This window comes from Paraglaciecola sp. 20A4, assembly GCF_011378905.1.
Taxonomy (GTDB): domain Bacteria; phylum Pseudomonadota; class Gammaproteobacteria; order Enterobacterales; family Alteromonadaceae; genus Paraglaciecola.
In genome coordinates this window covers 97,458-121,596 of record NZ_WTPY01000005.1, presented here as the reverse complement: position 1 = coordinate 121,596, position 24,139 = coordinate 97,458, and the positions used below count along the sequence as shown (strand labels likewise).

Genomic DNA, 24,139 nt, shown 5'->3' with positions numbered 1-24,139 from the left:
CCATCTGCCCGCAGCCTTATTCATTGGATTTGAAATGCGTGCTCCTTGTCTAGTGATCATGAACACAGAGCGAAGTTGCTCTTTTATGAAACGATAATTTCCGCTTTTTAGCGTTTCAATTTTATAGATTGAGGCAAGATTTGAGAAAGATAATACACTTATGATGACCAGCAAAAGCTTCGAGTAAACGGGCTGCATGGCGAATCACATTTGTAATGTATCAGTGATAATACGAACGCCATTTGCGCAGAATTATTTCATGTTATGTGTGCTAAAACATGGAGTTTGCGTCTGACTATTTTAAATCAAGCTCTTGAAATTGCATCGAACTCAAGGTTTCACGCATGGTTGCTCTTTCACCAAATTCTTTATCAGCCTTGCGCTCGTTGGTAGCAAGCAACTCATCTATTTTCTTTTGAAAATCTTGGTACTCAGCTGTTTTCATATAGTCTTTGTATTCGATGACTAACATTATATCTGCCTCACCTTTCCTTGCGTTATTCGTGGCAAGCACGTGGTAGTCAATAACGTGGCCTTCCTTTTTGGCAAAGTCATAAACTTGTTTCCAACTGCCGGATAGATGATCCATGTAATTCTCAAATTGACCGGGTAATATTCGAATACCATGGGCTTCCCACACTGTTCCATATGAGTAACTTGATTCTTGAGCATTCGTCGCCGTTGACATACTCAATGCCAACATACCTGTTAGAAAAGCCATTTTTATATTGTTCATATCGTTTATCCTTTTTGATATCACCTCACCCTGAGGTAACTTGCTATTAATTGCCTCACCACTGACTGCATGGGTGTGGCAATTAATAAATTGGCGCGATATATCAAAGTGATTGATGACGAGAGAGAATTAAAATGTCAGGCTAGGGTGTGTTAATTACCTAAACACTCATCAGCTAATGCTATGTGTATTGCGCTGAAGAAAAGATTACGCCCATTTTTATTTTAGGGGTTAAAAATAAGGCGTTTTTGAGTAGTTTTTAAGATACTCAAAAAATAATACGAGATATATTTTCTTGAGCTTGAGCTTGAGCTTGAGCTTGAGCTACCGCTATGGCAACTCACATTCCGTTAATATGTGTTGATTATAAATAACTGCATAATCGTGCGCTTTGGAACGCAATGAGGTTTGCTCACCAATACGCAATGTATCTCCTGTACCTTTTATTGTGCGATAGCCGCATTGGCGCTGCAATACATCAAGTGTTAGCTTGGATAAATCAATACCGGGTATTGAAACAACACGACCGGAAAAAGCTAATAAGCGAAAATCACTGCTAGCAATAGCTTGCTGGGCATCGGCGAGAGGGTCGGCGTCATTAACCCAGCTAAGCGGGTGTTCACTTGAGGTCATAGTATATTTTGCCTCTGGTACTTTTTGTATCTGAGCTATCAGCTTGCTCGGATTTACATTTTTAGATGAGTTAAGCTCATCTGCATAACGGGATTCAGATGCTGTTTTTTTGTTTGAGTCACTAAAACAGGCGCAAGCATTTAGACTGCTGAGTCCAAGTAACATAACAGGACCCAGTAAAACGCGAGAGTAAATTGGCTTTAGCATCAATTAAGCCTCATTTGATATTGGCGTATAAATGTTATCGCGCCGATAAGCCAAAGCCAGAAGAAACCTAACGCGCCACCACCTGAATTACTTGAAGTCACAGGTGTTGTTGGCGTTGCAGAAACCGTTATGCTTAAGGTTGCACTACTGGTTAAGCGGCCATCACTGGCAATGTACGTTAGGCTTTCAGTTCCTGAGAAACCCGCACTGGGTTGATAGCTAATTTGATTGCCACTTATGCTTGCCTTACCGCTACAGCTACCGCTGTAACTAATTGTACTGATGTTCAATGTGTCGCCATCAATATCCGTGTCGTTGCTAAGCACATCTATTAGCGTGGCAGCACTACCCTGTTCGACGGTTTGGCTATCGTCACTTGCCTCTGGCGCATCGTTAATTGCATTCACACTAAGTACGAGTGCAAATGCATTTGAATCTTCGATGCCATCATTAACGGTAACCGAGACTGACAATTCGCCATTAAAATTAGTATCAGGTACGACTTTGGCAATATTTTCTAAGCTGTAATTTGCTCCAGCCTCTAAGCTTAATGTGAAGTTGTCCGGATAAGACGAGTCTGGGTCGGTTACGTGTAAATTATCCAAGTTGATTGTGATACTGCTGTCTTCATCAACAGCTAATATGGATTGACCATCGATAATTGGCGCAACGGCAGTATCGCCTTGGTTAATGGTAAAGTTTGCTGGGTTTACAGCGTAAAATACATTGTCTACACAGCTGATTTTGACTCTGGCATTGGTCGTATTCGTATTCGGAGAAAAGATGACATGTTCACCGTCGTTGGGGGCATTACTGGCAAGAGAACTATCAAAAACGTTATCACCGTCTAAATCGGCAGTAATATCGACGAATTGACAATTAATGGGCGTATTTTCAGTTAATGCGGTGTTCCAGCTGATAGTTTGGGCGATATTGCCCTGCCAAACACTGCTTGCATTAGGTTGATTCACTGTAAATTCAGTGCCGGTGTCCACAACATCAAGGGATACATCAGCGGTGTCTACCCCACCTTTATTATCCTTAACGGTCACGCGGAAATTTAATTCACGATTAGTTGTGGCATACGCTTCACCAAAACTCACAGTGTCATTCAAGACATCGTCCAGTGCAGGGAAATAGCGATAGCTGTCACTTACGGCAGCATAAGAACGAAATAATGGATTAGCGCCATTATCGCTGGCCATTTCACTTGCATTGGCTGTGCCGCCATCCAAACCCCCTGCATCGATTTGTTCCCAAGTATAGGTCAATAAGTCGCTATCATCGGCTTCTACGTCCAATACAAAAGGAGTGTTTGCAGGGATCGTGTAGGTATCATTCGTTAATGTGAGATTCGGTGCTGAATTCGTTATATTACTGGTCGTGCCACATAGACGGCCGCGCCCTGTTTCTACGTAGTTTCGAATTTGTTCCACTGAGCCAGCATGAAAATAAGGTGAACTGTTATTTTGTATATTCTGAGAGGAGCAGATACCAGCATACGACATAATAGTGGAACCGCTGCCAGGTTCAAATGCACTGGAACTGCTGCGCTGCTCCTCGTCACAAGAGTCTAAATCCTGGGCGTTAAAAGAGTGTTCAGCATCAAGTTGGTGACCTAATTCATGAATAACTAAATCTATATAGAAACGCTCGCCTTGCGGGTTGGTATTTCCTGTATAGCCCTGTGCCTTGAAATTGCTTTGGCACACCACACCGACGTATGCTAAACCACCCGGGTTAGTGGCAAGTAAGTGACCGATATCATAGTTGTCACTGCCGACCGCATCGTCGATCACCTGTTGATTCGTTTCAATATCGGCGTTGGCGTCACTATTGGAATAAGGGTCTGTGTCGGCGTCGGTAAAAATGATTTCGTCGTTGTCAATTAGCTCGAATTGAATGGCTGTATCGATTAATAGAATTTGATTGACCCGATTAACCAACGCGATCATTTCCGCTACAACATCAGCTTTTGTGCCACCCACCTTCGCGGTATATTCTGCCGTTGCGCTCAGCGCTAACCTATATGTTTTAAGAGTATCGCCTGTGGTTTTTTGAGCCGTAGATAGCTCAATGTTCATTTCATCATCGGAGGCAGTAGGGGAGAATAAAGCATCATTAATACCTTGTGGAAGTAAGCTGTCCCCTGCAGAATCTGAGTAATAATAACTAATGTATTGGCTCGCATTGTTTTCATACAAAGGAGACAATAATACCCATTGATTTTGCTGGCGAAATATACCTGTTAGTCCTTTGTGTGTCAGACTGAAACGTCCAATATTTTGCGCAGCATTAACTTGAACGGCATTATAAGACATATACTGTGGATAGCGGTCGGCTAAATCTTGTGACATAACGGCGGACGGCGTAAGCGTAAAATCAGCAACAGTGCCGCCGGGCAAGGGGATGGCTAGGGTGATTGCGCTGCTTTTATCGCTGAAATGTTGAGCAAGGCTGTCACTGTCAATACTTTGATAGGAGCCTTTAGATGCGCTGACTTTTGCGGCGTTTGAAGAGGTCACAGATTTACTTTGCGCAGATTCAAACCATATTATTTCAGCGAATACGCTATTGATATTTAAGGCACTAAAGCCTGATAGTACGACCAACATAATACGTTGGGCTATTGTTCTTACTACTTGTCTATTTACTACTTGCATAAAACAACCTTGAATGTTGACTGCCTGGGATATATCGCCCGACTAAGTTAGTGGCCAGCTTATAATTAAAGAACAGCCCATCCGTGTTTGTTCTTCTTCACTCGATACTGACAGAGAAAAAATGCCAAGCTTGCATAATCACATGGGCTTTATTTTAGTGGTAAATAATGAAACTTGTATAACAAATCTAATGCAATATTCTCGCTGGTAGACATGAACTGAATATGAATTGGATAAACGCACATTTGATTGGGAAGATAATCAGGTACAATACGAGATAATAGATCCCCATCCAAATGACAAATGTAAGTAGTTTATGGCAGCAAAAAAACAATCTACCCAAAGCCATAATATTGGCTTTTTACGCTTCTTTAAAACGGATTGTCCTCGCTGTATGCGTATCCGCTATATCATTGTATGGGGTATTTTAATGGGGTTGATATATTTCGGATTTTGGGCTGAGTGAAAGGAACAGTATGCAAGACGTAATTCAAATCCGTGCTGCGGCAAAACGTAATGTACTTACTACCAGCCTGTTTGGTGTTGGGGGATTGCTTTTAGGTGCAGCAATATTTGGCTGGTTGCCTGAATCCTTCTTCTTAGCAGGAATATTTGTGACCAGCGCGGGGATAGTGGCCTTGTTAATTGCATGGTTTAAGTTTCGTGAACCCATTTTTAGTATTGAGCTGTCCCATGATTCAATTTGTTATCAACATCGCAAAGGGCAATGGTATGTAAACTGGGACAATATTCAGCGTATTGATGTTCCTAGAGCCCATCGTGATTTGCAGTTAGAAGATTTAAGCTTGGTAGGAATTAAACTCAAGGATTATCGACCATTTTTGACCACCACACCTATTCGTTTGATGATCCATCTTCTTATGGAGCAGCGCCCACTTTTGCTGCTCGGAGACAAGGCCGAAAATGCGTCAGGGGAAAGCTTCAGTAATGACTTAGTAGAAGATGACAAACATAAATTACCCGACGGGACTATTTTGACTGGGATCCAAGCTATGCTAGCCAATCGTATGACTAAATTACGTCAACGACTCGGTTATGATCTGTTTATCAGCGTATCTGAGCTTGACCGCAGCGAACAAGATTTCGTGCTATTACTGCGAGAGTGTCAAGAATATGTGCAAAACAAGGTAAAGTAGTGCCTTGTTTTACCGTCAATTATTATTTTAGAATGTGGATATTGGCATGCCAAAGAGTCGGTTGTTAGTCACGCATCGTTAACTTAATAACATCTTCTTGCATAAGCAAATCTTCTAAATCGAAGCTGAGTTTAACCAATGACGCTGGGACTTTTATATACTGTTTACGCTTGAGTTGACACTCTAATTCAGCACAAGTCGAATGCAAAGCCGCCGCCCCGGTATAACAACAAATACCATGTAAACTGTGCACGACTTGCTGTAGTTCATCGTACTTAGTTTTATTTTTCAGGCGGCTGAATTTATCAGCAAACTCTGGAAGTTGAAGCATAAACTGATTAAATAAGTCCCGGGCGGCATCGGCGTTTTGATTGGCGCGTTTTAATGCTAGTGGCCAGTTGAATATCTCTTCTTGTACGTTGTCTTCGTCGCCTTGATGGCACCAACGGTTGATCAAATCGACCAAGTCAGAGAGATCTAATGGTTTCGGAAGATAGTCATCCATACCGCTGTTTAAAAGTCGTTGCTGTTCTTCTTTAAATGCGTGGGCTGTTACTGCAATGATAGGTGTTCCGAAATTGAGCGGGGTAGAGCGGATAAGCTTAGTCGCTTGTAGGCCATCCATATTAGGCATCTGAACGTCCATCAAAATTAAATCATATTCATTTTCCTCACACAGCGTCACCGCATCTTGACCACTATATGCTTCCACTATTGTTAGCGGAGACGGCTTAAGCCAAGTACTGAGCAGTCTCAAGTTCATTTCCATGTCGTCAACGGCCAATACGTTGACTGGGGGCAGATTTTGCAAGCGCTGTTGTAACTCATTGACTGGCTGTTGAGTGGGCTTGTGCATGATTTCATTTAACTTGCCAGGCGTCAGTGGTAAGCGAATTTGTGGAGAAAATTGAGCTGCACGTTGTGAAAAACGATCACAGGATTCTTGGCCGGAACACAGCAGAACTTTATGAGTCGCATCAATATGCTCAGCGCACTCAAATGCTTGCTCATTGGAAATTTGATCCTGAGGGTGAACGCACAGCATAAGATAATCGAATTTTTGAGTGCAGGTTTGCAAGAAAGCTATCGAGTCCGCGCTTGTTACCTTAGCGCCAAGTGCTCGGAGCAATTTACTCGCGGTAAACCGAGCATTAGGGTATGGGTCATATAATAAAATTTGTTGATTTTTCCATTCGCTTTCGACAGAAATACTCGGTTTAGTATTTAAAATATTCATCCGAATGGTAACGTTAAACACGCTGCCCTGTCCGGGAGCACTATGTAACGATAATTGACCGTGCATCAATTTAACCAATTCTTTGCAAATAACTAAACCGAGCCCCGTTCCCTGATATGAGCGATTAAGTGCGTCGTCTACCTGAGAGAATGCGGTGAACAATTTGCGCTTGTCCTCTCGACTTATTCCAATGCCTGTATCTTCAATTTTAATCGCTAGTTCAAAAATACCGTGCTCTAACATGCGACCTGATGCAGCTAAGCCTATATGGCCATGGTCGGTAAATTTGAGTGCGTTACCTAATAGGTTGTTAAGTATCTGGCGAATACGAAAACTGTCACCAATCAATTTCATAGGCAATGGTTCGATGTCATAAACGAATTCCAGCCCTTTTAAATGCGCAGATTTAGCCATTACACCAATCATTTCTTCGAGTAATTCATTAATCTCTAAAGGATGACTGTTAATTTGTAGCTTGCCTGCTTCAATCTTAGATACGTCTAGAACATCGTTTACGATAGTCATTAAATTATCAGCAGCATCATTGATGATATTGATTTGGTCGCGTTTGTCGTCGGCAAGGTTGCTTTGCTGTAGCTCTTTACTAAAACCCAGGATTGCATTCAGTGGGGTACGAATTTCGTGGCTCATATTAGCTAAAAATTGTGATTTTACATTACTGGCGGCAACGGCTTCTTTGCGTGCTATATCCAAGCGCACGTTTTGTTCTTCGACTAATTCGATATTATTGCGTAAATCATTGGTAGCTTGTTGTACTTCTAATTCCAATTGGTGGCGGCTCTTGTCCATAAGCGCTAAGGAAAACAGCGCAGACTCAAAGAACACACCAAATTGGAAGCAATAGGTAGTGAAGAAGTTTGAAGGCAAAATATCCACTAGACTGAACATGCCTATTAAGGCGCAAGTCGCTAATATGGTCCAAGCGAAAATGAAATACCGCGCGGCATAAAATTGATTTGAGTAGCTTTCAAACCCTGCGTAGGTATAGCAACTTATGGCTAACATACTCACCACATAGACAGCGGCATTTTGTGTTACCGGTGGGAACAGGTTTACCATCGAGCACAGACCCATTAACGCCAATAATCCTATACTTGCCTTAATGAAAGGTAGGGTTTTAGGCGCCGTATGTTTGGCCTCTAAAAATATAATGGTAAAAATACCTGACCCAATGCCAATCAACACAAAAATGATGTCAGTGTGCATATCAAACCAGTCAGAAATTCCTTGGGGTAACATCATATTGGCGTGGCCGCCCCATACGAATTGCCATATTATTACAGTGCAAATATAGCCAACATAAGCTAATAAACTGTTTTCACGTAGGGCCAAATAGACCACTAAATTGTATATGGCGAGTATAATTAAACCGCCGTAAAACAAGCCCCATAATAAATTATCATAAAAGTTTTGAATTTCATGGGATTCAGATGATTGTATAGTGATCGGCGCGACTAAACTGCTATGTTGGCTTTGTAGTCTCACGAATAGTTCGACAGTCTGGGCATAAGGTAAATCAACTTTTAGAACAGGTAGGCGATAATGAGATGGCTGGCCTAATTTACCTTGGAAGCTTGATGCGATGACCTGACCGTCTTGCAAAATATACATATCGACATTATCGAGTTGTGAAAAAGCCACACTGATCACCCATTTGTCTGTCGTCGTTACATTACTAAGGGTGGTATACAGCCAGATGCCGTGCTCTGAAAAACCATAATTGGGATTGCCACCCGTGTGCCAAACGAACTGCGATAACATATCTCGTGCTTGTAGCACACTGAGTTCAACGCCTGACTCTTGCATGACGCTAATAGATGACGACAAACTTACTTCACGTTCTTTGGAAATAAGCTGTATTAAACTCTCTGCCTGTTGCGCTGTCCCTGAGGATGCAATGCCAAATGTTAGGCATACCAGCAATGCTCGCCAAATATGTATAATGGTTCTTGGTGGATAATGAGGCCTCAAGGTATCTCCTGCTGGGCTAAATGAATCCGTTTAACGAGTACTTATATCGCTCAGCTTATGGGCGATAACTTCGAAGCCGTAAGAATAAATGACTAGTGAATTCAAATCCCATTAAACAAAAATTTACTCTATATGAACCAAGCGTTTTTTTTAACAAGGCGTCGCTCAAGGGAAGTGGAATTGGTATAGTTACTGTGTTTTTACCATCACTGGAAATAATCTATGATACTTCGCCGTTTGATTCTACTTTCTTTTATTAGTTTTCAAGGAATAGCTAACACGCTGCCGTTGGAAAAGCTGACATTACCTGCCGGATTTAAAATTGATATCTATGCCTCAGATGTGAAAAACGCCCGTCAGATGGCGCTGAGTGAGAACGGTATTTTATTCGTTGGCAGTCGGGATAGCGGCGTACTCAGCGCTGTTATTGATAGAGACCAAGATGGTAAAGCCGAAGAGGTGCTCACCATCGCTAAAGATTTGACCATGCCATCTGGCTTAGCTATTAAAGACGGTGATTTATACGTGGCTGAAGTGAGTCGTATCATTAAGTATCCGAATATTGAAAATACGTTTCGCGACTTACCTGCTCCTGAAGTGGTGATTGACGGTTTACCTGACAAAAAGCATCACGGTTGGAAATATATCGATTTTGGGCCAGATGATTGGCTGTACATACCCATTGGTGCGCCATGTAATATTTGTCAGACCAATGGCGGAAAAAACTTCGATAACCCTGAGTTCGCATCTATTCTAAAGTACAACCTTAAGACCAAAGAGCGAGTGTGGGTTGCTAAGGGTGTGCGCAACAGTGTGGGCTTTGATTGGCACCCACAAACTAAGCAAATGTGGTTCAGTGATAATGGTCGCGACATGATGGGCGACGACATTCCCCCTTGTGAGATTAACCGCGTAGACAAAGAAGGTGGCCACTACGGTTATCCCTATTATCATGGCGGTACCGTACAAGATCCTGAATTCAGCGAAGATAAAAAAGCTGAAGACTATATTGCGCCAGCATTCAATTTAGCTGCGCACGTGGCACCTTTAGGTATCCATTTTTACCATGGCGATATGTTTCCAGCGCCGTTAAAAAATAGTTTGTTTGTGGCTGAGCATGGTTCTTGGAATCGAACTAAAAAATCAGGCTACAAGGTGATGAGAGCTGTGCTCAAAGACAATGAAATTGTCGATTACCAACCCTTTATTGAAGGTTGGTTACAGGCCGATGAAACATCTTGGGGGCGCCCTGTAGCTTTACTGACGATGCCCGATGGGAGTCTGTTGGTATCTGATGATTTCGCGAATGTTATTTATAGGGTAACCTATCAGCAGTAATCTATTTTAGGTTTGAAAGCGGCAGCAAAACGTTGTTTTTGCTGCACAACAATAAAAAAAGTGGCCGATACAGCAGACTATGAGTCAAGAAATTATTATAAACCAAGATGGCATCGAACAACTTCCGATGCGTCGATTTACCGAAGAGTCTTATCTCAATTATTCCATGTACGTCATCATGGACCGGGCTCTGCCCCATATCGGTGACGGCTTAAAGCCGGTACAACGGCGTATTGTGTATGCTATGTCTGAGCTTGGCTTAAGTAACAATGCAAAATATAAAAAGTCAGCTCGTACTGTAGGTGATGTATTAGGTAAATTTCACCCACATGGCGATTCCGCCTGTTATGAAGCCATGGTGTTGATGGCTCAGCCTTTTTCCTATCGCTACCCACTCGTCGACGGTCAGGGGAACTGGGGTGCACCAGATGATCCTAAATCGTTCGCCGCCATGCGATATACTGAATCTCGCTTGTCTAAATTCAGTGAAGTGCTCCTGACTGAACTCGGTCAAGGTACGGTAGATTGGCAACCTAACTTCGATGGCACCATGAATGAGCCAAAGATACTGCCGGCTCGCTTACCGCATATTTTATTGAACGGTATTACGGGTATTGCTGTGGGTATGGCCACTGATATACCGCCACACAATGTGCGTGAAGTCGCCAATGCGTGTGCGCATTTACTGGATAACAGTAAGGCAGAACTCAGCGACTTACTAGAATTCGTACAAGGGCCTGACTATCCCACCGACGCAGAAATTATTACGCCTAAAAGTGATATTCGTAAAATGTACGAAACAGGCCGTGGCTCGATAAAAATGCGCGCGGTATACCATGAAGAAAATGGCGATATTATCATTACAGCACTGCCTCATCAGGCATCAGGTGGCAAGGTTTTAGAACAGATAGCTGCCCAAATGCAGGCGAAAAAATTGCCTATGGTGAGTGATTTGCGTGATGAGTCCGATCACGAAAACCCAACGCGGTTATTGATCACCCCTCGCTCAAATAGAGTCGATATTAAAGTATTGATGCAACATCTATTTGCGACGACTGATTTAGAGAAAAGCTACCGCGTTAACGTCAATATGATCGGCTTAGATGGTCGCCCACAAGTCAAAGACTTGCGGATGATTCTTACGGAATGGTTGATTTTTAGAAAAGATACAGTCGTTAGACGCTTGCAATATCGCCTAGATAAAGTCCTTGCTCGGTTACATATTCTACAAGGCTTGATGATTGCCTTCCTCAATATTGACGAAGTGATCCGTATCATTCGTTACGAAGATAAGCCGAAGCAAGTCTTAATAGACACGTTCACGCTGTCTGATATTCAAGCCGAAGCAATTCTTGAATTGAAGTTACGCCATTTAGCAAAACTCGAAGAAATGAAAATTCAAGGGGAGCAAGATGAACTCGCTAAAGAGCGCGATGAACTGCAAGTCCTTCTTGGTTCAGATCGCCGTTTGAAAACGTTGATTAAGAAAGAAATTCTGGCTGCTGCTGAAATGTATGGTGATGATAGACGCTCGCCAATTATTGAGCGTTCAGAAGCCAAAGCGTTGACAGAGAAAGAATTAATCCCATCGGAAGCGGTCACAGTGGTGTTATCTGAAAAAGGGTGGGCGCGTTGTGCAAAAGGTCACGACGTTGATGTTGAAGGATTAAGCTACAAAGCCGGCGATAAGTATCTTGCAAGCAGCAAAGGACGCAGTAATCAGCAAGCGGTATTTATGGATACCTCTGGGCGGGCGTTTTCCTGTGATGCTCATTTATTACCCTCTGCACGAAGCCAAGGAGAACCAGTTACTGGACGTTTTAGTATTGTAAGTGGTGAAAGTGTCGAACATGTGATCATGGCCCTTGACGAGCAAAAATATCTGATTGCTTCGGATGCGGGTTACGGTTTTGTGGGTAAATTTGCAGATATGATCAGTAAAAATCGTGCAGGTAAGGCCTACCTATCATTACCTAAGGCGGCAAAGGTCATTGCACCTCAGCCAGTGCATGACTTGACGTCAGATTGGTGTTTAGCCATTTCTAACGAAGGGCGTATGTTGATGTTTCCTTTACGTGACTTGCCTAGTTTAGGTAAAGGTAAGGGTAATAAAATAATGAGTATACCTTCGGCTAAATCGCAATCTCGAGAAGAGTTTGTTAGCGTGCTTAGCGTCGTACCTCAAGGCGCGAACGTGAAGATACTCGCAGGTAAACGCGGTATGACGTTAACCGCTGATGATCTCACGCATTATCAAGGTGAACGAGGTCGTCGAGGCAATAAGCTACCTCGAGGGCTGCAACGTGTTGATGGTATTGAAGTTGAAACGAGTAAAATAGACGAAAATAAACTTGAATCTACTACCGATTTACCGGGTGAGCCGCAAATTTAATATTTTTCAGCGGTTACCTATGTAACAGGTAGCCGTTTTTCTACATATCACTAGGACACTCCATGAAAGTCGCCGCTGTGCTTTATTCTCTTATTATTTTCAGTGTGTCTGCCATCAGCGCAGAGCAAGTCCGCACACAATTTGGACTATTATCTGGTACCAGCGATAAACAAACGCATATTAGTGCTTTTAAGGGGATCCCCTTTGCTGCGCCTCCTGTCGGTGCGCTTCGTTGGCAACCGCCTCAGCCAGTTGGTGTATGGGAAGGTGTGCGAGATGCAAAAAGTTTTGCATCCAGACCCATGCAAAATCCTATCTACAGTGATATGCAATTTCGCTCTGAAAATACCAGTGAAGACAGTTTATATCTTAATGTTTGGACCCCAACGGTTAGTAAGCAAAGCAAGTTGCCTGTGTTACTTTATTTCTACGGTGGCGGGTTTATCGCCGGCAGCAGTGACGAAAAACGTTATGACGGTGCGTCGATGGCACAAAAGGGTATCGTGGTGGTGACGGCCAATTATCGTCTGGGAGTATTCGGCTTTTTCGCTCATAAGGGTTTATCCAATGGATCCGGTTACCAAGGCTCAGGCAACTATGGCCTGATGGATCAGCAAGCAGCCCTTAAATGGGTAGCGGAAAACATCGCTGCATTTGGCGGCGATCCTACGCGTATTACGATTGCGGGTGAATCTGCAGGTTCAATTTCAGTTAGTGCGTTGTTGGTGGCTCCTTCTGCTAAGCCATATATAGCCGGGGCGATTGGTGAGAGTGGCTCTATAGTAGGACCACCGCTTGCCCCTTCGTCACTTGGCAAGGCAGAACAGCGTGGTGACGAGATTGCTAGGGCGATGCTTAAAAATAGCGCAAAAGGAAAAACCGCTATCAAGGCCGAAGACGCTATAGCGGCTCTTAGAGAAATACCTGCGCAAGCGCTGCTTGACCGAGTGACTAAAGCGGGGTTTATTTACTTTAAGCCGAACGTAGATGGCTATTTTTTACCTGCTTCTCCGGCGGCATTATTCGCAGATGGTATGCAAGCAAAGGTGCCTCTTCTGCTTGGTGATAATTCCCAAGAAGGCAGTTACCAGCAAATTATGGTCGATGGTGAGCCATCAGTTGAGCATTATCTGGATCGCATTAAGCGTTTATATCCGGATGATTTCAAAACGGTTTTACAATTGTATCCAGGTAACAACAGCGAACAAGTAAAAGCGTCTGCTCAGGCTCTGGCTAGTGACCGATTTATGGGCGTAGCAACATATAATTGGGTTTATCAGAATAGTAAAACAAATTCATCAGCGAGCTATTATTATTTTTATGACCATGTGCGCCCAGACACACTAGGGGCAAAAAAAGCCTTACTAAGTAATCAGCCAAGGGGAGCGGTACATTCCGCTGAAATTGAATATGCCTTGGGTAATTTGGACGTGAACCCACTTTATAAGTGGAGCAAAACGGATTATCAAATGTCATCAATCATGCAGCAATATTTTGCAAATTTCGTTAAAACAGGGGATCCGAATTCAACAGACTCTGATGTAAAAAAATTACTGGCATGGCCGACATTCTCAGCGCATAAGCGGATGATTTTGCGACCTGAGCCTAAGGTCGAAGATATTGATTATTTAGAGGCTCGACATGCTTTTCACCGCGAATATTATTCACAGCAATAACACTCTAATGGCAATCTTGTTTACCGTGTCTGGCTGAGACAACGTTGCCCAACACAGCGAGCGCTAACGTGACCAATCAATTTATAAAAGAATATATAGTCGTGGCGCAAAACGCGTCAGGACGCAACATGAATGTACCTCTTTACCGGTTCATTGGTCAGCAACCTGGGCCCAAGGTCTATATTCAAAGCTCTATACACGGCGCTGAGGTTCAAGGCAATGTGGTCATCTATCATCTTATTCAACTATTAAAGCAGCAACCGATCCGCGGCGAAGTGATTTTAGTCCCTAACTGTAATCCCGTAGGCACAAACATTAAAGCTGGCGAGTATACTTTAGGGCGATTTGATCCAGTCAACGGCACAAATTGGAATAGAGGCTATTTTTTTGACGAAAGTTTGATTCAAGCGTTCGCAAAAAGTGTGCACAAAGATGAGTCACTGGAGCAGATAAAATACCGCTTTCGACAGCAAATTAAACAGATATTAGCCGACAAATTGGAAGAACCTTGGGGCATTGGTTTAGCGCAACGGCTAAACCTGAAGCTGCAACAATTAGCATTTGATGCAGATTTTGTACTCGACTTGCATAACGGTCCTGTTTCAACCCGTCACATTTATGTACCAGAGTATGCAAAAGCCTCTGCTAGCTTATTTAATATTCCCCACGTTATTCTCATTCCTAATAAATTTGCTGGAGCCTTAGACGAAGCTACTTTTTGTCCTTGGTGGACATTACAAACATTGCTCAGTGAAAAGTATCAACAGCCTATCGACTTTGGCGTTGAGGCATTTACCCTTGAAATGGGCAGTCAGGAGGTAATTAATTTCTCAGAAGGGGAGTACGATGCGAATAGTATCTTGGGATACTTGAATGCTAAGGGCTGTTTGCTAGAAAGTGATATCAAACCCCAACGTATGCGCAGGGTAGCAACGATGTTAAAAGACTATAAAGTCTTGTATACACAACAGGGTGGTATGGTGGAGTATTTAGCTAAGCCAGGTGAGCCGGTGAAAAAGGGGCAGCCGTTAGCTAAACTGCTTAATGTCGATGAACTCGACACACCCAATGCAACGGAACTTATTCGCGCACAATGCGACATGATCCCAATTTTGCATTTCCCGTCTGCTTCTATTCTGAGTGGCACACAATTATATAAATGCTTTACCGAATATTTCGAGCTGTAACAGCGCTAACTCATTTGTCAAAACAGCATGGTAAATAAAGGCTCTAAAATTTAGGTAATTGCCCAGAGCATTTGTGTTCGTATACCAATGCGCTTTCAACGTGACTCACTTCAGGTCTTGCGGTGAGTTGATCAAATACGAAATCACGTAGATGGCTCGAATCTGCAACGCTCACATGAAGTAGAAAGTCTATATTTCCGCCCATGTGAAACACGCTCAATACTTCTGGTAAAGGGAGTAAGTCTGCGACAAACGCGTCGACTGCTACGCGGTTATGGTCAGACAATCGAATTGATATCATGGCCTGAATGTGACCACCTAGCGCGTTTAAATCCACCTGCAATGAAGCGCCTTGGATAATATCATCTGCTTGTAGGCGTTTAATGCGTTCAAGACATGATGACGGTGCCAACCCAACCCGCTTGGCTATTTCTTTGTTTGTGGTACGGGCATCTTCAAAGAGCGATGCGAGAATAGCTAAATCGATGTTATCTAAAGGGCGACTGTTTTTTTGAGCCATAGTCTCTTTCATTATAAGTAGAAGGGCAGTATCCAAGATTATTTCTTGGTGAGGACCCGTCACGCTAGCAGAATTGCCATTTATTTTCGCTCAATGACTACAAACTAAGCTTAGTAAGCCATCATCTCTGAATAGTCAGAATAAACATCCTGTTCACTAGGTGAGTTAACCTTACATTGAGGCATTATTCAATGCATCGCTTGTATAAGATAATAGCTTTTCGATATGCCTCCACACGTGTAAATATAGTCCGCGTTGCGGCGGTCAATTGGTCTAGGATGTACTTCAACGAAATCGACTAACGCGGCATCAATACCATCAATACTAGTACCAGATATGGACCCGATAAATAGTTTAGGTATAGCCCTTGTTAAATTTGATTGGTTTTTTGCAGTCCAGATATCATGAATAGATACCTGGACAGGAGGGGATTTAGTTCATCGCCAACATAATACGCTTACTATTACTTAACAACTCAAGCTGTTGCTTGGCAACGAGCTCAAAGGCTGAACGCTCTTTTTTAGCAATAGGTAAGGCTTTAGGTAGCTCAACCGTTCTAGGATTACGGTGCACACCGTCAACCAAAAATTCGTAATGAAGATGGGGTCCTGAAGCTAAGCCAGTAGAACCAACAGTACCAATTATATCGCCTTGCTTGACCGTTTGGCCGACCTTGACGTTACGCTTAGTGAAGTGCAGATATTTGGTGACGTATTTTTCACCATGTTGGATAAACACATGGTTACCATTGTATTTATCATAGGATGAACGAATGACTTTACCATCACCGGCAGCCATTACTGGTGTGCCTCGGTTGGCAGCGTAATCTACGCCTCTGTGCGCTTTCCAGCGTTTTTGAACTGGGTGGAAGCGACTCTTTTTAAAGCTAGAGCTAATATATTTAAAGCTAACTGGTGCCCGTAAAAAGCTCTTACGCATACTGCGCCCTTCAGGGGTGTAGTAGTTACCATCGGAATAACGAATAGCGGTAAAGGTGTTTCCGCTGTTAGTGAATTCAGCCGATACGATATCGCCATATTCAACAAATTCGCCATCAATATATTTTTCTTCAAATACCACGTTGAAGTTATCACCTTGGCGTATTTCTAAAGCGAAATCGATATCCCAACCGAAGATAGCGGCCAAGCTCATGATTTGATTTTCAGACAAATGCGCTCTTACACCAGCATTCCAAAAACTACTATTAATTTCGCCTTGTGCATAATTTAAGCGCGTGTCGACTTGTTTTTTATCGACACTAGAAACTAAGGAACCGTCTTCTGCTGGCTGAATAAGTAAGGTTTCGGTATTTGAAAATGCATAACCAAGCCCAGCAAATTGACCTTTCTCATCAATTTGCAAAGAAATAAGCTGCCCAGGACGTATCTTAACTAATTTTTTAGCTAGCTCGCCTGCTTGAGTAACGTTATAGGTGTCACGGGCAGATAGACCTGCTCGAGCAAATATTTTTGCTAATGTATCGCCGCGTTTAACTTGAAATGTTTTCCATTCAAGGGTGTCGTTAGCCTCGGCCGTAGCGCTGGCAACAAGGTGCTCAGTGCTAATCGGTAACTCATAACGCTTGCCTATTTCAAGCAGTGCGGTTTCAGTATTGCGCGATGCGCTGGCTCGATCAGACGGAAATAATGCGAGAACTAGCACCAGAGAAGTGAGGGAAATAACAGCCCACTTATGTGCTTTAGGTAATTGTGAAAAGGCTTTTTGTACCACAGGGAAACTCAACTCATACAACTATTGAACTAGCAGAATATAATGATTACGGAGTATTTTCTAGTGGGTGGTCGATTTTTATACATATTTAATGAATGAGTAGTACAACATTAAGTTGATTAATCCTTATACGCCCTTTCAAAAGCAGTCTGTGCAACGTAAAATGCCCGACTAAAATTTTTATATATACGAATTTATAAGGGTCTAAAATGGCAGATTGGCAAAGTGCGTTTGCTGAGCTTCAGCGTGGTGCTGAAGAAATTTTGTTGGAAGAAGAGCTAATTGCCAAGTTAAAAGAAGGCAAACCGTTAAAAATTAAAGCTGGCTTCGACCCGACTGCACCAGATTTGCATCTAGGGCACACTGTTTTAATTAATAAATTGCGTTCATTTCAGCAGCTTGGGCACGAAGTTATTTTTCTTATCGGTGATTTCACCGGTATGATTGGCGACCCAACAGGAAAAAATGTCACACGTAAGCCGTTGACGCGAGAAGATGTATTAGCTAACGCTGAAACATATAAAGAACAGGTATTTAAGATCCTTGATCCGGCGAAGACAACTATTCGTTTCAACTCGGAGTGGATGGAAGCATTAGGTGCCTCAGGCATGATTAAGTTGGCATCTAGCCAAACGGTTGCTCGTATGCTCGAACGAGATGATTTCAAGAAACGCTATGCTAATGGCCAGCCCATTGCTATCCACGAATTTATTTATCCCCTTGTACAAGGTTGGGATTCCGTTGCTTTGCAGTCAGACGTTGAGCTAGGTGGTACCGATCAACGTTTTAATCTATTAATGGGCCGTGAGTTGCAAAAAGGACAGGGTCAACGGCCACAGACGGTATTAATGATGCCATTATTAGAAGGCTTAGATGGCGTACAGAAAATGTCTAAGTCGTTAGGCAATTATATTGGCATAACAGATTCCCCTAGCGATATGTTTGGCAAAATCATGTCGATTTCTGACGATTTGATGTGGCGTTACTACGATTTACTTAGCTTTAAAGGGATTGAAGAAGTTGCGCAGTACAAAGAGCAAGTCGTTGCTGGTACTAATCCAAGAGATATAAAAATTGCTTTGGCTAAAGAGATTATTGCGCGTTTTCATGACGATAGCGCAGCGGAAGCGGCACACCATGAGTTTATTCAACGGTTTCAGAAAAATGCTATTCCTGATGAAATGCCTGAGTTTAACTTCGCTGCAAGTGAAGAAGGTATGGCCGTTGCAAACTTACTTAAAGAAGCAGGCTTGGTGGCATCAACCTCTGAAGCTATGCGCATGATTAAGCAAGGTGCGGTCAAAATGGATGGCGAAAAAGTAACTGACCAAAAAGTACAATTTAGCTCTTTAGAACAAGCTGTCTTTCAAGTGGGTAAACGCAAATTTGCCCGTGTAACGCTAGCTTAAAGAATATTTGGGTTTACTCCATGTGGAGTAAACCATTTATCTTATTCTGGCTTATCACGAGAAAATTTACGTTTTTTTCTATCTAAATTAAAATGACTCAAGTGCAAATCTAGCGCTTCCACTGAAATATTTATTTCTCTTACCGACAACCCCAATGAATACAACAACAGTATTAAGCTCCCCGCGAATATAGTGCTACCGACGGTTTGATATTCTGCATATATCGCTAGCATCGAAAGCACACAAAGAAAAAAGCTAAAGGCACCGAATTCTTGCATCCGTTTGATTAACTGAATACGTTTACGTAAGTTATTTATTTGCGCATGGGTATTTTCTTGGTCCTGAGTAGGGTCAAGATTACGTATTGTGCTGGCCAGAGCCAAAAAACGATTGGTGTATGCCAATAACAATAAAGAGATGGCCGGAAATAACATTGCGGGTGTGGTCAGGGTGATGGTCATCTTAGGGATAAGTTCTAAATATGAAAAAGTATCACCATTATGACACAGTTTGTCGCTGTGCCTTACTTGTTGCGAGAAGGCTTAGGGGGAATTCACATCTCTAACAGATGAATGTAAATCAAGTAACAGATGAATGTAAATCAAGTTCTTGGTTGAGTCGCTCAATGGCAAGGGGGACCGTGTCAAATAGACATTCTTGAATAGGTAGGGTAGCACCGACGCGTTGACGTATTCGCTCTAACTGGGATATGCCAACTGCGGAGGTTAGGCAAAATGCATTAGCAACACAATTATTTTCAATGCTCATAACACACGCCTCATATAAATAGCTTTCGGCTTGGGGCGTACCGGCATGATGTAATTGTGCATCGCCAAGATAAGCCCAAGGTGCACCATCAAATGTTTTCACTATTTGAGTGAGACTCTTCAGATACCGCTGGGCAATCAATTCACAACACGCCCCGTTAAACGTACAAATGACTATATTTTTTACAACGTTAATAGCATAACTGCCTGTGGCAGTCTTGAAGGAAAATTTAGCGGGCATAAACAATTCAAAATACTTGCAACGTTGTTAGATTGTTGAATTTTTTGACAACAAAAACAGAATGCATCAAGCGGGGAAAATTTATTTTTTATTATGGTGTATTTTATTACACAGGGTGGTCAGTCCATTTATCAACCTTGGGGTAAATCGGTGTAATTCATCAGGGTTAACCACCGTGATAGGAGCGGGGATTAACACGCGTTTGTCATACCAAAAAGATTCTGCTTCTTGAAGACTAACGTGCATGGCTGCGATTATTAAATTCGGCTGTTTGCGTGCCACTTGCTCAATACTCACCTGTGGGTAATCAGCAGGTGCATTGGAAAACACATTTTTTGCTCTACAAATATGCAAAAGATGTGTCGCCCAAGCATTAGGGCCGATCGTCATTAAAGGCGCGGGCCACATATAATAAAATACGTTTATATCCGTCGCCTTAGCATATTGCTGTTTTAAAAGATGAAGCTGCTGTGAAAAATGATTGGCCAGTTCATTGGCTTCTGCTGATCTGCCAATAAACGCACCTAATGCTCTTATATCTTGGCTAATGTCGGCTGGTTTCCCAGGGCTAGAAAGATAAATATTAAAGCCTAAGCTTGCTAATCTGGTTAAGTCCTGAGGTTTATTACCGCCTTGCCATGCGACGATAAGTTCTGGGGATAAACGCAAGATCTTCTCGAAATCTACGCCGTTGTAACTCGCTACCCTTGGTAATAATTTGGCCTGCTCCGGATAGTCACTGAAATCACTGACAGCCAACAACTGATCGCCAGCACCTAACGCATAAATAAGCTCAGTAGTATGCGGCGCTAAGCTGACGATACTAGGTTTGGTTTGTGCTAGAGCGGGCATTAATAAACTAAAGAATATAATAAAGAAGTTTAATACTTTGCTTAAGAAAATCTGCTTTTTCATCGAACCTGTACTTCTCGAATAAATGGCTTTTCTTTTGTTTCCAAAGCGCCAATAAAGTATCAATGCCGTCATCTCTTGTAGCCACTTCATTTATCTAGCCACCATTTATGCAGCCACACTATTCATAATCACTGCTATGCACAAACATACAACCCAATAAGTAAGTTTACACAACGTAATGGCTTGCAACGTACGATTTATATCTACAATACTCGCTTGATTAGGGCCGCCGCATTTAGTTGAGCGCTTTTTATTTTGATCATAAATAACGGGTCCACTTAACTGTATTCCCAGTGCACCGCCTTGCAAAGCCAGCACCACTTGATGGGTGCTACTTGATGACGGCAACGCGCGTAATGCCTTAAATGAGCCGGATATATTGTGTATTAACGCGCACAACAACGCTGAAATCCGCACCGGTAGCCACAGCAAAAAAGCTAACGTTTTGGCGCAAGGTTGGCCAAAAATACTGAAACGCTTGAGCTTTACATTCCAGCTCTGGGAAAACTCATATAACAAACGTAATGAAAGTGCAGCCACAGGTCCAAAGACAAGGAATATAAGTAGGGTAAATAGGTATTGCTGATGAAAGCGCAGTATGACACTTTCAATACAGGCTTTAATGACACCGACTTCTGAAAGCGATGCGGTCTCGCGCAAAACCATGGGGGCGAGTGTTTGCCTAGCCAATACTTTCTTATGCAGAGATAATGCATTTTGCACTTTGTTAGCACGGTCTAATATTGGCCGATATTGCAACGCTACTAACAGCAGCACACCATCGAAAAATAGCGGGAATTCAGCCATGCTGGTGAAAATAGCTAATATCACTGCGATGGGACTGATTAATATCAACGGCGCTAGTGTGCCTGATATCTGCTGTTGTAGCGCTGGTCGATCTGCTGCTGGGTGAACTTTTTCAGCCATTCTGCCCGCGACCAAGCGAGCAAAACCTAGTGGATGATAACGCTCAGGCCAGTTTAATAAGCTTTCAATTAGCATTACCCCCCCTAAAACCCATACCGGTTGAAGAATAGGGGAGTTTATTAATACTAGAAAATAGCTAGGCAATGTTAGTGACGCTTAATGTGAGGAGGTATTGAGTTCAGATATCATTTCAATGACTAACAATGCCGAATGTTTAGCCGCTTGCTCCAAGTAGGTTTGAAAGGAGACCGTTGATGCTTTTCCTGCGATGTCTGATAAAGAACGGATCACTAAAAAGGGTACTTCAAGTAAATGGCAAGTTTGACCAATAGCGACGCCCTCCATTTCAGCTGCTGCGATAGTGGGGAAGCCAGCCAATAATTTAGCGGCGGCTTCATCGCTACCAATAAAGGCGTCACCGGTGCAAATTAACCCGCTTTTCGTTTTTACTTGCCCTAAAGACAATGCCGCTTTTTCAGCTGCATTTATAAGTATGGGATCGCAAACGAAGGTTTCTGGCATACCTGCGCATTGGCCCAATGCGTAACCAAAATGGGTAAGATCCGCATCATGATGGACCACTTCGCTAGCGATAACGATATCACCAATACTCAGTGCTTGGTCGAACCCACCAGCAGAACCAGTGTTAACCACGTAATCAGGGGAAAACTTATCCACTATGATGGTGGTGGCAACCGCTGCAGCCACTTTACCGATACCGCATTTAACCAGTACCACATCTATACCATTAAGTTGTCCGCTATATAACGTTAGGTGGGCATGATTATGCTCGATAAGATCACTGATTGATTGCTTAAGAAGAGTAATCTCTTCATCCATGGCACCTAAAATGGCAATTTTCATAAATTTAATGTTCACTTAACTGAAAAATAATAGCGGAAGTTTATTACGTCTAGCGGGAATATGAAACATATCAGGATAACCAACTGGCGAGTGAATAATTATTTTCTGTTGAAGGTTTAGTTAAAATAAAAAAGCGCCATCAAAAATATGATGGCGCAAAACAAGCAAGCAAGTTGGGATTCGCTGCTAGTTTAAGCTTGCGCAGTAAATCGCATGGTTTAACAGTAATAACTTAAATGTTTAAAACGCATATGTAGCTGAAAATTGCAGACGGCTCATATCACCATCGACATCTGATTCGAGCGTTTTTTCTGCATAGGCATATTCCGCTCCGAAGGTTAGCTCCGGCGCAGGGGAATAAAGAATATTTGCTCTCGCACTATAGGTTTCCTTGATTACCTCTAAACCCGTTAGATCTGTATCGTTATCGGCGCTGAACATGGCATAACTAAAAGTGCTACGCCATTTTTCATCCCACAAGTGACGATAGGCTATCGTAAAACCCCGAACGTCAATGACATCCAGTTTATTGTTGGCGTCTAACACCGCACCATTGGACGCATTAAGCGCTATATAGCGACCCAAGCCACTGCCTATATTTGCCATAATACGCACATCGTCCTCACCAAATTTGATTTTACTGGTGATGCTCAAACCGTAACCTACCTCTGAAGTGTCTATATCGTTTCCGTTTTGCTTGTCTTCATATGCCAGTTGGCGCACCAAGCCAGCTACAGAGACATGGCCCCAAGATTGGTTTAATGTGTAGCGTGCCGCTAGATCGGGTACCGAATTATCATCTGCCACTATCCGTCCACCACCACCAAAGGGGGTGACCGTCGTTTCTGGATTTTCCAATGACACTTCGAAGGCGCCTGAGGTATATTTCAGCATAGTTTGTCGGGCGAATATTGTACCGTCAGTTACGCCGATAAAATCTAAAGATTCTGGTAAGGTTTTAACATCTTGAAAAGTCGACCAAGTTTGTCCTATCAGCCAATTATTATATTTCAAAAAGGCGTGCCTGATACGAGGTTCATAAGAATTACTGATGCGTTCGTTACCGTCGGGTGTGGTATGAAAATCGAATTCAAGTACACCAGTAATTTTATCGTCGTTACTGAGAAGGGTATTGGTTGTAAAGCGGAAACGGGATTGCTTAATATGCGCGTCAAACTGAGCACTTTCTTTTTCGCCCCCAGTTGGCGTCAGGCTAGGAATATAAAAATCTCGCCCGATACTGCCAGAGCTTAATGTACCGTCGCTATATTGGCTTACCATTGCGTCTGCTTTGATATAACCGCTAAAGTTAAATGTGGTTCTATCGAGTGGGTTGGCAGTTGAAGTAAATGACATCGTAGTACATGCGATTGCAAGGCTTGTGAGTGATATGTGTTTTATGTTCATCTGTATCTCTGTCCGTATAGTAGCTATTTACATTATCTACTCTGGATCAGGTTCAAAAAAACAGCTATAAGCTCATGGTCTATGATACCAAGGTCTTAACATTTGTTACATTTCAGTAACTGCCTTGTTATTATTGCTCT

General features: G+C 42.7%; 19 protein-coding genes. 7 read left to right on the top strand and 12 right to left on the bottom strand.

Annotation, left to right across the window (positions count from 1 at the left end; genetic code table 11):
- Window positions 1-295: 295 nt before the first annotated feature.
- The 3 genes from GQS54_RS07695 to GQS54_RS07685 all read right to left on the bottom strand — a co-directional run bounded on the left by GQS54_RS07695 (window position 296) and on the right by GQS54_RS07685 (window position 4,239).
- Window positions 296-736 carry a hypothetical protein gene (locus GQS54_RS07695; RefSeq protein ID WP_166423428.1) on the bottom strand — a complete coding sequence of 147 codons (441 nt, stop codon included), beginning with the start codon at window positions 734-736 and terminating at the stop codon, window positions 296-298.
- A gap of 330 nt (window positions 737-1,066) precedes the next feature.
- A complete protein-coding gene (locus tag GQS54_RS07690) occupies window positions 1,067-1,576 on the bottom strand; it encodes a hypothetical protein (RefSeq protein WP_166423427.1) in 510 nt (169 codons plus the stop codon).
- Window positions 1,576-4,239, bottom strand: a complete 2,664-nt coding sequence (locus GQS54_RS07685) for a reprolysin-like metallopeptidase (RefSeq protein ID WP_166423426.1) — start codon at window positions 4,237-4,239, stop codon at window positions 1,576-1,578. The genes GQS54_RS07690 and GQS54_RS07685 overlap by 1 nt, the downstream gene beginning before the upstream one ends.
- A gap of 316 nt (window positions 4,240-4,555) precedes the next feature.
- On the opposite strand from GQS54_RS07685, the gene GQS54_RS23035 reads away from it, so the two are divergent.
- Window positions 4,556-4,705, top strand: a complete 150-nt coding sequence (locus tag GQS54_RS23035) for a hypothetical protein (protein ID WP_205967671.1) — start codon at window positions 4,556-4,558, stop codon at window positions 4,703-4,705.
- A gap of 10 nt (window positions 4,706-4,715) precedes the next feature.
- Window positions 4,716-5,396, top strand: a complete 681-nt coding sequence (locus GQS54_RS07680; protein WP_166423425.1) for a DUF2982 domain-containing protein — start codon at window positions 4,716-4,718, stop codon at window positions 5,394-5,396.
- 64 nt (window positions 5,397-5,460) lie between these two features.
- On the opposite strand, the gene GQS54_RS07675 is transcribed toward GQS54_RS07680, so the two are convergent.
- Window positions 5,461-8,625: a hybrid sensor histidine kinase/response regulator gene (locus GQS54_RS07675; protein WP_205967670.1), complete on the bottom strand. Its 3,165-nt coding sequence runs from the start codon at window positions 8,623-8,625 to the stop codon at window positions 5,461-5,463.
- Window positions 8,626-8,847: 222 nt separating this feature from the next.
- Here GQS54_RS07675 and GQS54_RS07670 point away from each other — a divergent pair, with 222 nt between their 5' ends.
- The 4 genes from GQS54_RS07670 (at window position 8,848) to GQS54_RS07655 (ending at window position 15,218) form a co-directional block, all read left to right on the top strand.
- Window positions 8,848-9,963 (top strand): PQQ-dependent sugar dehydrogenase, encoded by a 1,116-nt coding sequence (locus GQS54_RS07670; protein ID WP_166423424.1) that lies wholly within the window; start codon window positions 8,848-8,850, stop codon window positions 9,961-9,963.
- Window positions 9,964-10,042: 79 nt separating this feature from the next.
- Window positions 10,043-12,355: a DNA topoisomerase IV subunit A gene (gene parC, locus GQS54_RS07665; protein WP_166423423.1), complete on the top strand. Its 2,313-nt coding sequence runs from the start codon at window positions 10,043-10,045 to the stop codon at window positions 12,353-12,355.
- A 62-nt stretch (window positions 12,356-12,417) separates the two neighbouring features.
- Window positions 12,418-14,031, top strand: coding sequence for a carboxylesterase family protein (locus tag GQS54_RS07660; RefSeq protein ID WP_166423422.1), 1,614 nt, complete (start codon window positions 12,418-12,420; stop codon window positions 14,029-14,031).
- Between the two features lie 68 nt (window positions 14,032-14,099).
- The gene (locus tag GQS54_RS07655) at window positions 14,100-15,218 is read left to right on the top strand and encodes a succinylglutamate desuccinylase/aspartoacylase family protein (protein ID WP_166423421.1); all 1,119 of its coding nucleotides are present in this window, start codon (window positions 14,100-14,102) and stop codon (window positions 15,216-15,218) included.
- 43 nt (window positions 15,219-15,261) lie between these two features.
- On the opposite strand, the gene GQS54_RS07650 is transcribed toward GQS54_RS07655, so the two are convergent.
- Together GQS54_RS07650 and GQS54_RS07645 are read right to left on the bottom strand one after the other, a co-directional pair.
- Window positions 15,262-15,738, bottom strand: a complete 477-nt coding sequence (locus tag GQS54_RS07650) for an Lrp/AsnC family transcriptional regulator (protein WP_166423420.1) — start codon at window positions 15,736-15,738, stop codon at window positions 15,262-15,264.
- A gap of 432 nt (window positions 15,739-16,170) precedes the next feature.
- On the bottom strand, window positions 16,171-17,469 hold the full coding sequence (locus GQS54_RS07645) for a peptidoglycan DD-metalloendopeptidase family protein (RefSeq protein WP_166423419.1): 1,299 nt from the start codon (window positions 17,467-17,469) through the stop codon (window positions 16,171-16,173).
- Window positions 17,470-17,678: 209 nt separating this feature from the next.
- Between GQS54_RS07645 and tyrS the strand changes: the two genes are divergently transcribed.
- Entirely contained in the window at window positions 17,679-18,878 is a 1,200-nt protein-coding gene (gene tyrS / locus GQS54_RS07640) for a tyrosine--tRNA ligase (protein WP_166423418.1), read from the top strand.
- Window positions 18,879-18,919: 41 nt separating this feature from the next.
- Here the strand turns inward: tyrS and GQS54_RS07635 are convergent, their stop codons facing one another.
- The 6 genes from GQS54_RS07635 to GQS54_RS07610 all read right to left on the bottom strand — a co-directional run bounded on the left by GQS54_RS07635 (window position 18,920) and on the right by GQS54_RS07610 (window position 23,999).
- On the bottom strand, window positions 18,920-19,339 hold the full coding sequence (locus GQS54_RS07635; RefSeq protein ID WP_166423417.1) for a DUF2721 domain-containing protein: 420 nt from the start codon (window positions 19,337-19,339) through the stop codon (window positions 18,920-18,922).
- 118 nt (window positions 19,340-19,457) lie between these two features.
- Window positions 19,458-19,886 (bottom strand): hypothetical protein, encoded by a 429-nt coding sequence (locus GQS54_RS07630; protein WP_166423416.1) that lies wholly within the window; start codon window positions 19,884-19,886, stop codon window positions 19,458-19,460.
- An 81-nt stretch (window positions 19,887-19,967) separates the two neighbouring features.
- Complete coding sequence (locus tag GQS54_RS07625; RefSeq protein ID WP_166423415.1) at window positions 19,968-20,801, bottom strand: cobalamin-binding protein; 834 nt, start codon at window positions 20,799-20,801, stop codon at window positions 19,968-19,970.
- A gap of 105 nt (window positions 20,802-20,906) precedes the next feature.
- Entirely contained in the window at window positions 20,907-21,803 is an 897-nt protein-coding gene (locus GQS54_RS07620; protein ID WP_166423414.1) for a cobalamin biosynthesis protein, read from the bottom strand.
- 81 nt (window positions 21,804-21,884) lie between these two features.
- Window positions 21,885-22,592, bottom strand: coding sequence for a 5'-methylthioadenosine/adenosylhomocysteine nucleosidase (locus tag GQS54_RS07615; protein WP_166423413.1), 708 nt, complete (start codon window positions 22,590-22,592; stop codon window positions 21,885-21,887).
- A 240-nt stretch (window positions 22,593-22,832) separates the two neighbouring features.
- Window positions 22,833-23,999 (bottom strand): DcaP family trimeric outer membrane transporter, encoded by a 1,167-nt coding sequence (locus GQS54_RS07610; protein ID WP_166423412.1) that lies wholly within the window; start codon window positions 23,997-23,999, stop codon window positions 22,833-22,835.
- Window positions 24,000-24,139 lie beyond the last annotated feature (140 nt).

Excerpts from the sequence above, each read along its gene's own strand:
- GQS54_RS07610 (WP_166423412.1), bottom strand. The coding sequence starts at position 23,999 with ATGAACATAAAACACATATCACTCACAAGCCTTGCAATCGCATGTACT.
- GQS54_RS07685 (WP_166423426.1), bottom strand. The coding sequence starts at position 4,239 with ATGCAAGTAGTAAATAGACAAGTAGTAAGAACAATAGCCCAACGTATT.
- GQS54_RS23035 (WP_205967671.1), top strand. The coding sequence starts at position 4,556 with ATGGCAGCAAAAAAACAATCTACCCAAAGCCATAATATTGGCTTTTTA.
- GQS54_RS07660 (WP_166423422.1), top strand. The coding sequence starts at position 12,418 with ATGAAAGTCGCCGCTGTGCTTTATTCTCTTATTATTTTCAGTGTGTCT.
- GQS54_RS07650 (WP_166423420.1), bottom strand. The coding sequence starts at position 15,738 with ATGGCTCAAAAAAACAGTCGCCCTTTAGATAACATCGATTTAGCTATT.
- parC (WP_166423423.1), top strand. The coding sequence starts at position 10,043 with ATGAGTCAAGAAATTATTATAAACCAAGATGGCATCGAACAACTTCCG.
- GQS54_RS07615 (WP_166423413.1), bottom strand. The coding sequence starts at position 22,592 with ATGAAAATTGCCATTTTAGGTGCCATGGATGAAGAGATTACTCTTCTT.
- GQS54_RS07620 (WP_166423414.1), bottom strand. The coding sequence starts at position 21,803 with ATGCTAATTGAAAGCTTATTAAACTGGCCTGAGCGTTATCATCCACTA.
- GQS54_RS07635 (WP_166423417.1), bottom strand. The coding sequence starts at position 19,339 with ATGACCATCACCCTGACCACACCCGCAATGTTATTTCCGGCCATCTCT.
- GQS54_RS07670 (WP_166423424.1), top strand. The coding sequence starts at position 8,848 with ATGATACTTCGCCGTTTGATTCTACTTTCTTTTATTAGTTTTCAAGGA.
- GQS54_RS07680 (WP_166423425.1), top strand. The coding sequence starts at position 4,716 with ATGCAAGACGTAATTCAAATCCGTGCTGCGGCAAAACGTAATGTACTT.
- tyrS (WP_166423418.1), top strand. The coding sequence starts at position 17,679 with ATGGCAGATTGGCAAAGTGCGTTTGCTGAGCTTCAGCGTGGTGCTGAA.
- GQS54_RS07625 (WP_166423415.1), bottom strand. The coding sequence starts at position 20,801 with ATGAAAAAGCAGATTTTCTTAAGCAAAGTATTAAACTTCTTTATTATA.
- GQS54_RS07630 (WP_166423416.1), bottom strand. The coding sequence starts at position 19,886 with ATGCCCGCTAAATTTTCCTTCAAGACTGCCACAGGCAGTTATGCTATT.
- GQS54_RS07695 (WP_166423428.1), bottom strand. The coding sequence starts at position 736 with ATGAACAATATAAAAATGGCTTTTCTAACAGGTATGTTGGCATTGAGT.
- GQS54_RS07690 (WP_166423427.1), bottom strand. The coding sequence starts at position 1,576 with ATGCTAAAGCCAATTTACTCTCGCGTTTTACTGGGTCCTGTTATGTTA.